This window comes from Peribacillus sp. QJM3NY_7, assembly GCF_056173225.1.
Genome location: NZ_CM149663.1, coordinates 4562253 through 4576406 on the forward strand (window position 1 = coordinate 4562253; position 14154 = coordinate 4576406).

16 protein-coding genes and 4 pseudogenes are annotated in these 14154 nt (G+C 38.7%); 8 read left to right on the top strand and 12 right to left on the bottom strand.

Annotated elements, in window-relative coordinates; all coding sequences use genetic code 11:
• Nucleotides 1-14: 14 nt before the first annotated feature.
• Nucleotides 15-209 carry a hypothetical protein gene (locus tag AC0VX1_RS21895; RefSeq protein WP_413009059.1) on the bottom strand — a complete coding sequence of 65 codons (195 nt, stop codon included), beginning with the start codon at nt 207-209 and terminating at the stop codon, nt 15-17.
• 63 nt (nt 210-272) lie between these two features.
• On the bottom strand, nt 273-536 hold the full coding sequence (locus AC0VX1_RS21900) for a hypothetical protein (RefSeq protein ID WP_057276427.1): 264 nt from the start codon (nt 534-536) through the stop codon (nt 273-275).
• A gap of 339 nt (nt 537-875) precedes the next feature.
• Between AC0VX1_RS21900 and AC0VX1_RS21905 the strand changes: the two are divergent.
• Nucleotides 876-995, top strand: a pseudogene (locus AC0VX1_RS21905) (NAD(P)-dependent oxidoreductase); the annotation flags it as partial.
• Between the two features lie 92 nt (nt 996-1087).
• Here AC0VX1_RS21905 and AC0VX1_RS21910 read toward each other — a convergent pair.
• The 5 genes and pseudogenes from AC0VX1_RS21910 to AC0VX1_RS21930 form a co-directional block, all read right to left on the bottom strand.
• Entirely contained in the window at nt 1088-1507 is a 420-nt protein-coding gene (locus AC0VX1_RS21910) for a VOC family protein (RefSeq protein ID WP_475468984.1), read from the bottom strand.
• 26 nt (nt 1508-1533) lie between these two features.
• Nucleotides 1534-1872 (bottom strand): annotated as a pseudogene (locus tag AC0VX1_RS21915) (EamA family transporter); the annotation flags it as partial.
• A 94-nt stretch (nt 1873-1966) separates the two neighbouring features.
• Nucleotides 1967-2467, bottom strand: coding sequence for an SRPBCC family protein (locus tag AC0VX1_RS21920; RefSeq protein ID WP_475468985.1), 501 nt, complete (start codon nt 2465-2467; stop codon nt 1967-1969).
• A gap of 22 nt (nt 2468-2489) precedes the next feature.
• Nucleotides 2490-2801, bottom strand: a complete 312-nt coding sequence (locus AC0VX1_RS21925; protein ID WP_475468986.1) for a hypothetical protein — start codon at nt 2799-2801, stop codon at nt 2490-2492.
• Nucleotides 2802-2934: 133 nt separating this feature from the next.
• Nucleotides 2935-4137 (bottom strand): macrolide family glycosyltransferase, encoded by a 1203-nt coding sequence (locus tag AC0VX1_RS21930; RefSeq protein WP_475468988.1) that lies wholly within the window; start codon nt 4135-4137, stop codon nt 2935-2937.
• A gap of 288 nt (nt 4138-4425) precedes the next feature.
• On the opposite strand from AC0VX1_RS21930, the gene AC0VX1_RS21935 reads away from it, so the two are divergent.
• Together AC0VX1_RS21935 and AC0VX1_RS21940 are read left to right on the top strand one after the other, a co-directional pair.
• Nucleotides 4426-5001: a pyridoxamine 5'-phosphate oxidase family protein gene (locus tag AC0VX1_RS21935; RefSeq protein ID WP_057276432.1), complete on the top strand. Its 576-nt coding sequence runs from the start codon at nt 4426-4428 to the stop codon at nt 4999-5001.
• A gap of 46 nt (nt 5002-5047) precedes the next feature.
• Nucleotides 5048-5689: a DUF2306 domain-containing protein gene (locus AC0VX1_RS21940; protein ID WP_475468989.1), complete on the top strand. Its 642-nt coding sequence runs from the start codon at nt 5048-5050 to the stop codon at nt 5687-5689.
• A 329-nt stretch (nt 5690-6018) separates the two neighbouring features.
• Here AC0VX1_RS21940 and map read toward each other — a convergent pair whose 3' ends face one another.
• The 3 genes and pseudogenes from map to AC0VX1_RS21955 form a co-directional block, all read right to left on the bottom strand.
• Complete coding sequence (gene map / locus AC0VX1_RS21945; protein WP_057276433.1) at nt 6019-6759, bottom strand: type I methionyl aminopeptidase; 741 nt, start codon at nt 6757-6759, stop codon at nt 6019-6021.
• A gap of 169 nt (nt 6760-6928) precedes the next feature.
• A pseudogene (locus AC0VX1_RS21950) lies at nt 6929-7114 on the bottom strand (potassium transporter TrkG); the annotation flags it as partial.
• Nucleotides 7113-7695 (bottom strand): annotated as a pseudogene (locus AC0VX1_RS21955) (group II intron maturase-specific domain-containing protein); the annotation flags it as partial. The pseudogenes AC0VX1_RS21955 and AC0VX1_RS21950, both read right to left, overlap by 2 nt.
• Before the next feature lie 943 nt (nt 7696-8638).
• On the opposite strand from AC0VX1_RS21955, the gene AC0VX1_RS21960 reads away from it, so the two are divergent.
• From AC0VX1_RS21960 to AC0VX1_RS21975, 4 genes are all read left to right on the top strand, one after another.
• Nucleotides 8639-8980, top strand: a complete 342-nt coding sequence (locus AC0VX1_RS21960) for a Na-translocating system protein MpsC family protein (protein WP_063575124.1) — start codon at nt 8639-8641, stop codon at nt 8978-8980.
• 209 nt (nt 8981-9189) lie between these two features.
• Nucleotides 9190-10455: a nucleobase:cation symporter-2 family protein gene (locus AC0VX1_RS21965; RefSeq protein ID WP_336059329.1), complete on the top strand. Its 1266-nt coding sequence runs from the start codon at nt 9190-9192 to the stop codon at nt 10453-10455.
• 107 nt (nt 10456-10562) lie between these two features.
• Nucleotides 10563-10799, top strand: coding sequence for a 2-oxo-4-hydroxy-4-carboxy-5-ureidoimidazoline decarboxylase (locus AC0VX1_RS21970; RefSeq protein ID WP_475468992.1), 237 nt, complete (start codon nt 10563-10565; stop codon nt 10797-10799).
• Nucleotides 10792-10986: a 2-oxo-4-hydroxy-4-carboxy-5-ureidoimidazoline decarboxylase gene (locus tag AC0VX1_RS21975; RefSeq protein WP_475468994.1), complete on the top strand. Its 195-nt coding sequence runs from the start codon at nt 10792-10794 to the stop codon at nt 10984-10986. The genes AC0VX1_RS21970 and AC0VX1_RS21975 overlap by 8 nt, the downstream gene beginning before the upstream one ends.
• Nucleotides 10987-11061: 75 nt before the next feature.
• On the opposite strand, the gene AC0VX1_RS21980 is transcribed toward AC0VX1_RS21975, so the two are convergent.
• The gene (locus AC0VX1_RS21980; protein ID WP_475468996.1) at nt 11062-11400 is read right to left on the bottom strand and encodes an isochorismatase family protein; all 339 of its coding nucleotides are present in this window, start codon (nt 11398-11400) and stop codon (nt 11062-11064) included.
• A gap of 147 nt (nt 11401-11547) precedes the next feature.
• Nucleotides 11548-11781: a hypothetical protein gene (locus AC0VX1_RS21985; RefSeq protein WP_034304346.1), complete on the bottom strand. Its 234-nt coding sequence runs from the start codon at nt 11779-11781 to the stop codon at nt 11548-11550.
• 201 nt (nt 11782-11982) lie between these two features.
• Here AC0VX1_RS21985 and AC0VX1_RS21990 point away from each other — a divergent pair, with 201 nt between their 5' ends.
• Nucleotides 11983-13440, top strand: a complete 1458-nt coding sequence (locus AC0VX1_RS21990) for a S8 family serine peptidase (protein ID WP_475468998.1) — start codon at nt 11983-11985, stop codon at nt 13438-13440.
• Nucleotides 13441-14154 lie beyond the last annotated feature (714 nt).

Below are 14154 nucleotides of genomic sequence, written 5' to 3' on the forward strand. Positions count from 1 at the left end.
AGGGCGTCCAAAAATCAAAGTTCCTTTTCTTCTTCATTCGCTATTTTATTGAACTTCAAGATTGTTTCTTCGATTACCGGATTATTGAATTCCTCTTGGATGGCTGATTGTACAAATTTATCTTCACCATTCATTTCATCCCACTCATTAACTCTGTAATCTGGATCCCGACGATTTGTTTGACCGTTTTGTTCCTCATGATTTGACAACTATCTTCACCTCTTAACCATAGTAGAGTTCGAACCAGTCATAAGCAGAAAGAATATATCCTTTCAATAATCATCCTTGATTGAAATGGGTGAACCCGTTGAGGTATGTTGATTGACCCAGTCGAGCGATACTTTTGAAACGGCATCCCATTCAGGTATTTGGGCTTTATGTTGTTCCACCCAGCTCATGCAATATTGCGGGTCAATATTGCTTTCTTCAGATTTTGCCAAAAATGACTGAATTGTGGTTTCCGTACAATTTTCCCATGATCCACATGTATCCTGCCAAATATGTTCCATTTTCATTTGGATATTTTCGTTAGCCATTGGGTTTCCTCCTTAATTAAATGTTAGTTATTGATATCTTCATTAAGTATGTCCAAGGCTAAATAAATCATTACAAAAATTGGGGTTTTTTAGCGAAAGAATGAATTTACAGTCATAAAAATGATGAATAAACTGATTACGATAAACAAAATTCGCCAAAACCAATAGCTGCTTACGAAAGGAAAATCAGAATCGGCGTTTACTCGTGAGTTTTAGCGTTTTACTCGTGAATTTTAGCCATTTACTCGTGAGTTTAGCCGATTTACTCGTGAATTTCAGCGTTTTACTCGTGAGTTTCACGCTTTCCCCATAAAATGGCACAAAAAAAAGCTGAATGCTTGGACTCCGCTGATCCCGGCGACGTTCGACGAACAATCCGTTGCCGAGTTCGGCACCGAGGCACCGCTTGGCCGTCCTGGACAGCCGGCAGATCATGCAGGCGCCTATGTGCTGCTGGCAGTGCATTCATATCAATGGCGGGATCACGAAGTCCTCATAAACCCAAAACAACCGAAAAGCATGGTGCTTTTCGGTCGTTTTCTTTGTGAAATTTAATTTCCTATGCCAGGCGAATTCATCAATACAATTCTCCAACCATCCGGATCATCAATGGTAACACCTGATTTTTCCCAATATGGATTTTCCGGAGAAACCGGTTCATAGCCCATACCTTTCAACCTATTCGTGATTTCCTCAATGGTTTTACGTTCAGGAATATAAAAGACAAGCAGATTATCTTTTGATGGGGCAGGACAAGGACTGCCATCCTTATGTTGGGTAAACTCTAAATGATAGCTGGAATCCGGAAGCCCGATCATGATGCCGTCATATCCCTCGTGCCCTTCAAAAGATCCGATTTTTTTCAATCCTAATCCTTCACAATAGAAGTTTACTACCTTTTTTAGTTGATCAGTAGGACGTGCAACCCGGATCTGCGCTACTTTCATTTCAGTTGGCCATTTACTTTCCATTGTCCCATCCCTCTCTGTAAATCGAATTACATTTCTTCTTTCAAATTACTTTTACCAATATTCATGCCAAAACCTAATGCAATCGCCGCACCTAAACAACTGAAAAGACAGCCAGCTCCCAAGAAAATGGTTGGATCTGATTCACCAATCATCACTGAAGCTATACCTCCAATTGCCGGAAAAACGGCAACCATGTATCCACTTTTCGCCCCGCCTATCTTTTCTACAAGCTTGAGGTAGAATAGCCAAGCTCCAAAGGAAGCGAATATAGTTAAATAGAACAAAGCAGATAAATATGTAATGGATGTCGGTATAGTGACTGCTTGTCCTTGGATGAACACAATGGCCGCCAAAAGAATTCCTCCTGCTGCGTTCCAGCTGATTTCTTCAATCCATTCCAACCTTCAGGGTTCGGGATGCGATTCGGATTTCCTATTGTCTAAAAACTATGGCCAACGACTAATAGCCTTTATAGCTGACTTGTCCAGTTTCAACCAATTCTTTCAGTCCCATAAACATTAAATTCCAGCCATGTTCAGATCCATCGTGATACTCTTCAAGAGCTTTTTTGATATCGGATTGTGTCCAATTTTCTTCATGAGGAACGGTGATGTTTTGTGAAAATGTCATTTCACAGCCCTTTTGAAGTTCTTTCAGCTCAACTGTAATTGTATCTGTCTCTTCACTGAATTGCGGCATTTTAAAAGTGAACACTAATTTATTGGGACGGTCCATTTCAAGGTACTCCCCTATCGCCCGATAATTTTTTCCATCGCGATGATCAATAATCTCCCAAGTTCCTCCCACTTGCGGATCATTTTGTGCCACTTTATTTGTCCCCTCCAATGTAAAAAGCCATTTTCTCATCATCCCGGGGTCCACCCATGCATCAAATACCCTTTCAGGCATTACATCAAAATTTCTAATCATCTTTAAAGTGGTTGTCGAGTATTTTTCCATTTTCATACTCCTTATATCATTTTTATATACTTTTCAATTCCTCTTTTGAGACAGCACGCCAACCGTGTGCTTCCAGTTTCTCCAAATAAGTTTCCATCCTGATTTCTTCGATTTCTATCGCAAGCGGGTGCAGGGATACCAAACATTCATCCGAAGCATAATTTATCGTAACCTTTACAACCTCATATCCATTATGAAATCCTGGATCGAACCCGGGATCATCGATTATATCACCTATAACAGGACGAATATCAGATTCAAATGTTTTCATCATTAACCTATTCTTTTCCTGTTCTTTTATTGATGTAATGAAGATCATTAAATTTACTTTCATTGCAGTCTCCTTTTCTCTATCCTTAACTTCCTGCGACCTTGCAATACCTTTTTAGGTCACCGTTCTTCATTCCAAGTGCCATAAGAAAAAGGATTTCCTTACCCGCTAAGAAAATGCCGCCGATCATTCATTTTTAAATATCGTATTGTCTTTTAAATTCAAAAATCTCATCAACAGCTTGGTGATATCCACCCGATTTTTGAAAGGATTCTTTTAATTTTGAAACAGTTTTATGGAAGGTTGGGTCGTTTAACACATGATCTGCGGCCTCACGCAGCTGATTTGCAGTCAAGCTTTGCATTTGTAATGTAATACCGGCTCCGATATTGGCAACTTGCCCTGCAATCATCGGCTGATCCGCGCTTTGCGGGATGACAATTAGCGGAACTCCATAGTAGAGACCCTCATTGGTACTATTCATTCCGCCATGTGTGATAAATAATTTTGTGTATTTTAGCACGTCCGTTTGTGGAACGTATTTTTTCACAATGAAGTTTTTGGGGATCTCTCCTAATTCAATTAGCGGGGTTTGTTGACCGACCGACATGACCACCGTGTGATCGCTATTTCCAAATGCTTCAAAACAAAGCTTATAAAAATCAAGAGACCGGTTAAAAACCGTCCCAAGCGAAATGTAAAGGGGACTTTTTCCTTTGATATCAGCAAGGTCAAAGTTATCATGCTTTATTCGTGAAGAAATGGACGGACCTACAAATTTGTAAGTTTGGTCGAATGCTTCTTTAAAAGGTTGAAACTCCCTAGTTGTATAAACGATTGAAAGTGGTGCAGGATTACAAAAAACTTCGTAAGCAGAATGGATCTCCACATCATATTTTTCCTTCACCATTGCCGTCAGTCTTTGAAATTCATCTTGTATAGGTTTACCTATTTCTGGAGTGATTTCTTTAGAAAGCTGTTCCAGCATTTTATCGAATGATGCTTTTGTCTGCGCAAAAGAAGTACAAGAATTGATTGCGGGAAGCTTAAGGATTTGGGCAAGCATACGCCCGCAGCCAAACATGGAGTCATGGATGATGTAATCGAAATGCTCTCCTTTGATCTGTTCAAGCACGCTAGGTATGACGATATCTACCGTATGTAAAAGACCGTTGATTCTTTCGAGTAAATAATTTCTTCCCCCTGAGAGAAAAGCTTCTATAAATTTTTCACCGTCAATTGTTCGTACAATAGCTCCCGTCCTCTCTATACGTTCCCGAAAAGACTCTATCGTAAAGTAAACTACCTCTTCTCCACGCGAAATAAGCTCTTGCACAACTCCAATAGTTGGATTGATATGTCCTTCTGATCCAGCATTAATAAATAAAACACGTGCCATTCTACCACTCCTTAAATGATTCTGTAAGTGTATGGTCACTCTCCCATACCCTTCCAAATTCAAACAATATAAATTTATCATAGTACAATACTGGAAAATCTCAAATTCTTAATCACCCTTGTAATCTAAAATTAATATATTCATAAAGGTCAGCCGGATTCTCAAAGGGAAAATGAGCGCTGTATGCAGGTATCGCTTTTTTCATCAGGGCAGTATAGCTGAAAAAGGTAATCCACTCATTAATAGAGAACTTATATTTTAAAATGGATTTCTTTGGAGGGAATAATGATGGCAAAGTATTTTCCGGAAATGTTAGCTGAGCATCAAAACTTCATAAAGAAACAGCATTTGTTTTTTATTGCAACGGCACCTTTGGATGCGGCGGGGCATGTAAACCTTTCTCCAAAAGGGTATGATACCCTCCGCATCCTATCATCTACCGAAATTGCGTATTTGGATCTAACCGGGAGTGGTAACGAAACAAGCGGACATATTAATGAAAATGCCCGGATCACCTTTATGTTTTGTGCATTTGAAGGTCCGCCGATGATCTTGCGCTTATATGGTTCAGGCAAAGTGATTCTGCCTGAAACAGAAGAATGGGATCGGATGATAGGTCATTTTGAAATGATGCCCGGTGCAAGACAAATCATTTTAGCCAAAATTCATAAAGTCCAAACCTCTTGCGGATATAGTGTCCCCTTCATGACCTACTCCAATGAACGTGAAACATTGAATCGGTCCAACATGAAAAAGGGTGAAGCTGAACTGGAAAATTATTTGCGTGAAAAGAACTCCTCCACCATTGATGGCATTCTGACACCATTAGGGAAAAAATTATCGAATGACTCTAAAACCACCTAAAATTCTGCTTGTTACGTACAAACATAATAAAGGAGTTAAAAAAGGTATGATGCAAAAAAAAGGTTGGTGGATTTTAGTTATAGTCTCGGTTGGGATTATGATTCCTTTCATGATTCCCTATCTAACTTTAAATCCTGCTAACAGCCGTGTAGATATTAATTCAACAACACAATATTCTATACTGGTTACACATATTGGTTGCGCCTTTATTGCCTTAATAACAGGTTTTCTTCAGTTTATGGATTGTATTCGTTTGAATAATCCAAAGGTTCATCGCTATGTGGGGAGGATTTATGTTGTCAGTGTTTTTATTAGTGGAATTCTTGCTCTTGCCGTTGTCTTCTATATAGAAAGTTTCACAAAAGCAGCAGCTTTTCTTACTCTGGCCATTCTGTGGTTATTCACATGTTGGAAGGGTTACCGTACAGCTGTTAATGGACAATTTCATGCACACCGAATATGGATGATGCGTAGTTTTGGTATAACTCTAGTAGCAGTCAGTGCACGTGTACTAGTACCCGTTCTTCTCATTACTTATTACACTTTTAATGGATTTATGCTTCCAGAAGGAAGAGATAAGATGATCGAGGAAGTATTGAATGTGAACATTTGGGCAGGGCTCGTTCTCAACTTTGTCATAGTGGAGTGGATGATCCTTAATAAAAAAACGGGTAGAGAAATCAGCTAATTGACTTGTTTCTTTGTAACTAAAAAAAGTAACTATTCGCCGCTAAGAATAGTTACATCAAATGAACCGGATGGGAATAATAGGACAGGAGAGAGTTGTCCTATCTACTTTCATTATATGGAGTAACGATTACAAGGTGAACAAATTATCTGTTAGAGAAACAGTCCGAAGAAACTTTGCTTAAACTGCTCCTATAGTTCGATAAGAAAAGGAGCTGCAAAAGCAACTCCTTTAGATGCGAGAAACATTTTTTAAAACTGTTACGAATTTATATGTTACTTCAGGCGAACAACTTATATGAATACGCGCCTTTTCCGTCTATGCTTGAATTAAAGCGTGACAATGATCGGTCCATTTTTAGTAAGGATAATCGTATGTTCCACTTGAGCTACAAAGCTTTTTTCAGTAGCATAGGTCCAACCGTCTTCTTTTTGGAATACTTCTTCTTCAAGGGTTGAGATGAATGGTTCGAATGCGATAACCATCCCTTCCTTTAGTATTTCATTATCCCATGGATCATAATAATTACAAATATGGTCAGGTGCTTCGTGTATTCTACGTCCAACACCATGTCCTGTAAGGTTTTTGATAACCGTGAATCCATGCTGTCTCGCTGTTTCGAACACCGCTTTTCCGATTCTGCTTTTTTTGGAACCGGGTTTTGCTTTCTTAAGACCCGCTTCGAATGCCTTTTTGGCGACGTCGCATAATTTCGTTAATACTTCTTCTCCTTCGCCTACTACAAATGAGATTCCTGTATCTGCGAAATAACCGTTCTTTGAAGCAGATACATCTATATTTACTATATCCCCTTCACGAATAACCCGATCACCCGGAATGCCATGTGCCACTTCATCATTTAGGCTTATGCAAGTATAGCCAGGAAAATCATATTCACCTTTTGGAGCTGAAACTGCACCCGCTTTTTCTAAACGTTCCCCGGCTATATCATCAAGTTCTTTGGTCGTTATGCCCGGAATTGTTCTTTGTACCAATTCATCTCTAATGGAGGCAATAATTTTGCCAATTTCCTTCAAACCATTAAAATCATCTTCTGTTTTTGCAATCATTTTTTTCTACCTCATTATCTTTTATCATCAATAAACTATATAAGCATTCATTATACCCTTTATTTTAGCGAAAAATAAAAGCAATGTACATAATTGGGAACGATGCCCCTCAGCTTGAATTTTTCTTCAATCAGGAAAAAGACAACAACATTTGCAGCAGTACTTTATTTTATCCTATAATGATGCGCTCTTTAGGATAGTGATACGCATGATTTAATGGTTTGCCCCCCATACTGAATAAGAATGTAAACATCCCGATTTTCCCTATAAACATTAAAGTCATGATTACGACCTTTCCGGCAGCACTCAATTCCGGTGTAATGCCAAGCGAAAGGCCTACAGTGCCAAAAGCAGAGGCGCCAATAGCCCTTTCTGCTATTTTCCCCCATTCATATGCTTTTCCAAATGGGACACCGAGTCCTTTGAGTTTTCTCACTCTCGTTCTTGTCAACTTCCATTGTTTCCATAAGCAAATCCTGAGTCTTCTTCGAATCCATGAATCTAAATTCTTCAATACGTTCGGAGTATCAATGAGGGAGAAATACCACCATCCAACCTCTAAGGTATTGCTTTAACTTATTTTATACGGATTTCCATTGGTATCTGTAATTTTCTTGAGGTCATTTCCCTGATTCGTTTCTTTACTCTCTTCACCGATTGTTTAGCCAGACGAACCTTCGGATTCTTCTCTGACATCGTGAAAATAAAACCAAGAAACGTTCTGTTCCACGGACGATCATACTTCGATTTCTCGTAGTTGACCTTTAGCTTCAGTTTATTTTCAATGAAGCTTGAGATATTTCCCATTGCACTTTTGGCGGCTTTTCGAGTTTTCACAAAGATATGACAGTCATCTTCATCTGCATACCTTACGAATCGAAGATTGCGTTTCTCTAGTTCTTTTTCTAAATCGTCTAACATGATATTAGATAGTAAACGGGTACCGTCAGCAAAAAATGTAATAGGCTTTTTAGAACTATTCTTTATTTAAAGACCACAATGATTCTTAAGTTGGTAACTCCTTTTGGATCAAAGCGATTTATCCAAGGAAGTTAATATCTTCCCAGTTATGTTATTCCATTAAAGGGCCAGATCGTTGAGGAAGATCTGCTAATAATCATTTATTGGAAGGTAAATGATTTTAAGATTAATGGTGGTGAATCTTATCATAAGTAACGACGAATTTTTTTAGAATGTTATTTTTTTGTAATGATCTTTAAATAGAGCCCCATTTACAAACATGTGTTTTCTGTTTTAAGGTTTTATGTTTATATCAACCGATTAGAAAGATACAGCCCACGCTGCTGTGGTCGATGATGTATTCCCATGAAAAATCGTGGTTCTTTCAGTTCAACCTTCCCATGTGATCGCTCTGGAAACAACGAAGAGATCCTACCACACTCTTATGCCGCCATGGCATTTAAAGAGGAGAAAGCCTTATATCCTCTATGGTAAAACAAAGAGGAGGGGCCAATCGCAAACTTAAACTCTGAATATCACGAAAATGCTAGATTAAAGCATGAACCCCCAACAGGCGATTAGTAAATCTAGGTTTGGATGGAGCCTGACAAGGGAGTAGCAAGCCAAAAATTATAATAGAAGGCCGCGAAAGCGAAGAGGTTATTAATTCTTTAAATGAAGTTGGTCATCAGGTTTAAGTATTGGAGGAGTTGAATGAGATTATGGTCAGGTTAATGCCATTCTTATCGAAGATCAAGGCTTCTTTTTTCGGGAGGTGTTGATTCTTGGACGGATGGAGCTGCTGTGGACTGGTAAGCAAATGTAAAATAATATGTTAGATTTCCTTACATTAGTAGTGACAAAGGGCAATAATATTTATATGATTAATTCAAGAACTAGAAGCAGCAGGTGAGTATGGGTGAATTCTTCTTTTAAAAAACAGCTGTCGCAGTTATATAATGACATCAACCAAGAAATTTATAGTGCGGGAGTTAGTAAGCAAACAATTGACATCCAGGATAATCGCATTGTCATTTTTGCGCAGACGAAGCGCTCCCCTTTAATCTCAGTATTAAGTGAAAGGTATTCTGAGCTGACCTTATCCGTCGATGGGGCTTTAGCCAAGGAATATAAACTTCGATTAAAAGAAAACATTGAGAAGCGATTTGGAGTGAAGGTCAACACCATATTTAAGGATTACGATTCTACAAGTGAGCATGCTTGTACGGTGATTTACTTAGAACAATCACTTGGTATCTAACCAACCTTATTATTGGAGAAATTTTGATTTATCATTTTTTCTTCATGGACTTGTTTCAGGGATTCAGGAGCTTAAATTTCGTTATACGTGGTTTAGGAGCCGTAGATATAGGAGGAGACCCCTTCTATTTCTGCGGCTTTTTTTATAAAACAAATTAAGGGGGAATAAAGGTGAATTCAAAAGTATTCTCGTTAGGATTCCAGCACGTCATGGCGATGTATGCTGGGGCGATTCTTGTTCCATTGCTTGTTGGGAGGGCATTAAACCTTACTCCGGAGCAATTGGCTTACTTGGTCGCCATTGACTTATTAACCTGCGGTATCGCTACCTTACTGCAAGCATGGAAAAACAAATATTTTGGAATTGGTCTACCCGTTGTATTGGGTGCTTCGTTTGTTGCCCTGTCGCCGATGATCGCTATCGGATCACAATATGGTATTCCTGCCATTTACGGTTCCATTATAGTAGCAGGACTCTTCATTTTTTTATTTGCTCGCTATCTTGGAAAACTCGTAAAGTTCTTTCCACTTGTTGTCACGGGAACTGTCGTCGTGATCATTGGACTATCGTTAATTCCATCGGGAGTTAGAAATATGGCAGGCGGAGCAGGGAATCCGGACTTCGGTAGCTTAGATAACTTGATATTGTCCATGGGTGTCATCGCTATTATTCTTATTATCAATCGTTTCTTTAAAGGGTATGTCCGCTCTCTTTCCGTGCTCTTAGGGATTGTCGCAGGTACAGCACTAGCAGCGATGATGGGGAAAGTAGATTTCCATGAGGTTTTAGAAGCTTCATGGTTCCGTATTCCTCAACCGTTCTATTTCGGTGCCCCATCCTTCGAGATCGGTGCAATACTGACGATGTTAATTGTAGGATTAGTCATTGTAGTTGAATCAACAGGTGTATTTTTTGCCTTAGGGGAAATTTGTGATCGTCCTGTTACACAAGATGATCTCACTCGAGGATATCGAGCAGAAGGCTTGGCTATCACCTTAGGAGGGATCTTTAATGCCTTTCCCTACAACACCTTTGCGCAAAATATAGGGTTGGTTCAACTATCTCAAAACAAATCAACGAACGTTGTGGTTGCAGCAGGTAGTATCCTAGTATTTCTTGGTTTAATTCCTAAAATTGCGGCCCTTGCTACCATTATTCCTGCCCCCGTACTTGGCGGTGCTACGGTTGTGTTGTTTGGTATGGTCGTGTCTTCAGGAATTAAAATGCTAGGTTCAGTAGATTACAACAATCAACATAATGCACTTATTATTGCTTGCTCAATTTCGTTAGGACTAGGATCAACCGTCGTACCTGAGTTATTTAGTCAATTGCCTCCATCCCTTCGAATCATCGTTAGCGATGGAGTGATTACCGGAAGCCTAACTGCTATCTTTATGAACCTATTTTTTAATTTCCGTACTGTTCTAGCTCCAGCATCCCTCCAGCATGAGGAAGCTAACGAAGCACATGTTTAATGAAAAAAAGATAAAGGGGTTATGATACATGCAACTTTGAATGCATTAAATGAAATTCCATTGTCTGAGTTTGTGGAAAAGTTAAAGGACATATTTGAACACTCTCCTTGGTAGCCCAAAGGGCAGGGGAGTTTCGTCCTTTTAGTTCCTGTGAGTCGCTTTATGAGAGGATGGTCAACGTTGTCCAAACAGCGAGTGAGGAAGAAAAGTTGAACTTAATTCAGGCCCACCCCCATTTAGGAACACGAAAAACGATGAGTTCATTTTCCCAGAGTGAACTAAAAACTGCTGGATTGAGTCAGCTATCAGAAGCAGAATATGAGCCTTTTGCTGGATATGAATAAAGAGTATGTCCATCGATTTGATTTTCCCTTTATTTTAACTGTTCGTGGAATAAACAAAGATGAAATTCTTCAAGCGATGGAGGACCGATTGAAAAATTCAAAGGAACATGTTATTCACCACTTCTCCCTTCAAATAATTTCCATCACACGGAATTGTTTGCTTCTTCGCAGAATAACTAACGCCTAGTATCCGTCCTCCTTAATCTGTTCGGCCCTTCCTTATCTTCTCGAGTAGACAAGTACAATATGGTCTACATTGTTTTCACTTAAATGTTCGTGTAAGAGTGCCATAAAACGAGTTTGTGGCAGCTTTATCAAATATGATAGCAGTTGATGGTACCTTAATATCCCTGTGTATCTGGAATCCAGGTCCTTCACCATGTGAAACATCTAAATCTCTTATAAAAACAACAGGGATATCTTCATTTATCGCTTTTTCAATGACAGTATTCATGTTAGTAACGATTTTTTCTTTTTCAAAGACTCCTTGTTCTTCCTTATTACCTTCTATTAATTCCTGTTGAGCATCGATTATCAGTAATGTTTGTTTCAATACTTCCCCCAAAAAGTTATTGGCAGCTAGACTTTTCATGTTTTTCATCAAAAGCAATTCTTACTATGCTCTTTATATTTTCGTCAATGATTTACCAATACCTTCTTGAACGATCCTGCCCCTTCTCCATAACAAAAAGCTGCCTTAAAGACAGCTCCGATCATCATAAACGCACTTGTTAGCTGAAGAAGCAGGTTACTTTCCAGAGTTCTCATCAACCGGTTTTCGTTTATGTTTTTCATTAATGATCTTTTTATTAAATATCTTAACTTCTCCAACCATTAGTAACCTCATATCCTCTACAATATACTTGGCTAACTCTTGGTCAGTGATGTCATCTCCATCAATATCAAGGCGGAATTCCTGCCCTTGAAGCCCACCGCCATTAGTAAACTTGATTTCAAAGTCAAATTGAACTCTTTTATCCATTTGAACCCTCCTCATATATTGATTGATACTGAATTGCATACAAAAAAACCATTCCCTTCTTCAACTAACTGCCCCGATCATTTCATAAATAAAAAGAGCTGCCAATTTCAATAATAGATTCATTAGAAAAACTTGGAATTTCAGTTGTTGTATATTAAGATAGTAAATGGTTAATATTTTCCATTATATAGGAGGAGACATATGAAAAAGAGAATTCTACATACGGTACTTTCGATTGCTGTAGGAGCAGGAATACTTTCCGTTGGTGATGTTCCTGCCCAAGCAAAGAGTCAAAATCAGGAGCTGAATGACTCATACGCAATAGCCTTTAAAGGTGGATTACCAGAAAATTATCAAGAGGTAATACGGAAAGCCGGTGGTAAAATAACCAAAGTCCTTCCCGAGGTTGGCGGAATAGAAGCTCAATCTGACGAGCCTTCTTTTCTTAAAAACCTAAAAGCTCATTCTTCAATAGAAGCTGCTAACAGAGAAATTCCCCTAACCTTAGACAAAACAGCAGTCAGCCCTTATAACTATGGATCCAGTATCATCAGCCAGCAAAATTCTGAGAGTTATTGGGATTCCCAATGGGATATACAAAGGGTGACCAACGATGGGAAATCATATGATTTAGAAACAGGCGGATATAAAAATAAAGATGGAAGCATGACTCATAAAGCAGTGGTGGGAGTGATAGATACCGGAATTGATGAGTCTCATCCTGACTTAAAGAATAATACATTAGGCGGACGTAATCTTGTTCCTGCTGGAATGGATGAATCTGAAACAGGTGATCCCACTGATATTAAAGATCGCAATGGGCATGGCACTCACGTTGCCGGGATCATTGGCGCAAATGGTAAAGTAAAGGGTGTAGGGCCGGATTTAGGAATCAGATCCTATCGCGCATTATACTCAGAGCAAGCCCTTGGATTACCAACTTGGATTATAGATGGAATCATTGCAGCAACAAATGACAAGGTAGATGTTATTAATATGTCCCTACGTTTCTATAATAATAACAAAATGACAATTGAGGGGGAAAGTTATAAATCAATCGCTGAAACGTTACTTTGGAAGAGAGCCATTCAATATGCAGTAAAGAATGGAGTAACTGTAGTGGCCGGCAGTGGTAACGAAAGTTTAAATTTAGATGACAAGAAGGAAGTTAACGAATTTTTAAATAAATTGTATGAACCATATGGTATGAGCGTGAAAGGACCTGCAACCGTGGTACCGGCACAGCTGCCAGGAGTCATTAATGTGTCTGCCTCCACAAAATGGTCAACTCAACAGCTTGCTTTCTACTCTAATTATGGAAACAGTGCCATTGACGTGGCAGCTCCCGGAGGGGATTTCGGGCCTGAATATGCAGAAACCAATGACCCTGCGGCGGCTGATCCAAGTAACTTAATCCTTAGTACTTGGCCTACCTATTTAGGTACTTCATATGAGTTTAATGCTGGTACTTCCATGGCCACACCACAAGTAGCTGGAATTGCAGGAGTTATTAAGGCAGCTCATCCGGAGTATAAACCAGCCCAAGTAACAGCACGCATTAAGCAAACAACTCTTGACTATGGAAAGAAAGGACAAGATGCTTTATTTGGTTCAGGAGAAGCAAATGCTTATAGAGCATTAGAAAATATAAAGAAGTAGCCTATATTTCTGAAATATTAATAGTACAAGGAAAGGTTCTTGATCAGAATCTGTAACCCAAACAGTAATTGGGAAAAATATATCCATAACAAAAAAAGCTATTTGCCCGAAATATAAAAAACGGAAACACATAAAATGCGTGTGGCCATATTCTAATTAACACAACTCACCAGTTAAAATTCATCCCCAACTTAATTGTTGGGATTTTTTTGTTTTATCGCTTAATTACAATATCTAGTCCAAGTACATATACATTTTCCAATTTGTGTTATGGAATTATCCTGCCCCTTATTTTCATAAGTATTGGCAGCCGCTAGCCTCACCTTTTTATGATTTTGGCAATCTTGAAAATTCCAAAGCCGCAAAGAATCATGAGACCCATTATTATAATTGGTATCAAAATATTAAATGACATTGAATCATCTCCCTTTAAATTATGTAAGTCAATCTTATATCCATATAATACCACACCAAAAACATCTACTTATTGAGCTAACGGTACATAAACCTTTTTTTAATTCTATAAAAAAAGGAACTGCATTCACAGTTCCCCCAGTTTGTAGACAAAGGGGTTCGGAATTAAAAAATTCAGAACCCCATTTGAAATATGTTTAGAAAGCATCCTCATCACCTCAATTTTTATAATTATATTTTAAAACAATATAGACTTTAGGCAAAAGGGTACTATCTAAAAGTTAAAACAAAGTTGATTGG

Bases quoted from the DNA above. Each gene is read 5' to 3' on its own strand.
- AC0VX1_RS21965 (WP_336059329.1), top strand. From the start codon at position 9,190: ATGGCGATGTATGCTGGGGCGATTCTTGTTCCATTGCTTGTTGGGAGG.
- AC0VX1_RS21990 (WP_475468998.1), top strand. From the start codon at position 11,983: ATGAAAAAGAGAATTCTACATACGGTACTTTCGATTGCTGTAGGAGCA.
- AC0VX1_RS21940 (WP_475468989.1), top strand. From the start codon at position 5,048: ATGATGCAAAAAAAAGGTTGGTGGATTTTAGTTATAGTCTCGGTTGGG.
- AC0VX1_RS21920 (WP_475468985.1), bottom strand. From the start codon at position 2,467: ATGGAAAAATACTCGACAACCACTTTAAAGATGATTAGAAATTTTGAT.
- AC0VX1_RS21975 (WP_475468994.1), top strand. From the start codon at position 10,792: ATGAATAAAGAGTATGTCCATCGATTTGATTTTCCCTTTATTTTAACT.
- AC0VX1_RS21980 (WP_475468996.1), bottom strand. From the start codon at position 11,400: ATGAAAAACATGAAAAGTCTAGCTGCCAATAACTTTTTGGGGGAAGTA.
- AC0VX1_RS21935 (WP_057276432.1), top strand. From the start codon at position 4,426: ATGGCAAAGTATTTTCCGGAAATGTTAGCTGAGCATCAAAACTTCATA.
- map (WP_057276433.1), bottom strand. From the start codon at position 6,759: ATGATTGCAAAAACAGAAGATGATTTTAATGGTTTGAAGGAAATTGGC.
- AC0VX1_RS21930 (WP_475468988.1), bottom strand. From the start codon at position 4,137: ATGGCACGTGTTTTATTTATTAATGCTGGATCAGAAGGACATATCAAT.
- AC0VX1_RS21910 (WP_475468984.1), bottom strand. From the start codon at position 1,507: ATGGAAAGTAAATGGCCAACTGAAATGAAAGTAGCGCAGATCCGGGTT.
- AC0VX1_RS21925 (WP_475468986.1), bottom strand. From the start codon at position 2,801: ATGAAAGTAAATTTAATGATCTTCATTACATCAATAAAAGAACAGGAA.
- AC0VX1_RS21900 (WP_057276427.1), bottom strand. From the start codon at position 536: ATGGCTAACGAAAATATCCAAATGAAAATGGAACATATTTGGCAGGAT.
- AC0VX1_RS21985 (WP_034304346.1), bottom strand. From the start codon at position 11,781: ATGGATAAAAGAGTTCAATTTGACTTTGAAATCAAGTTTACTAATGGC.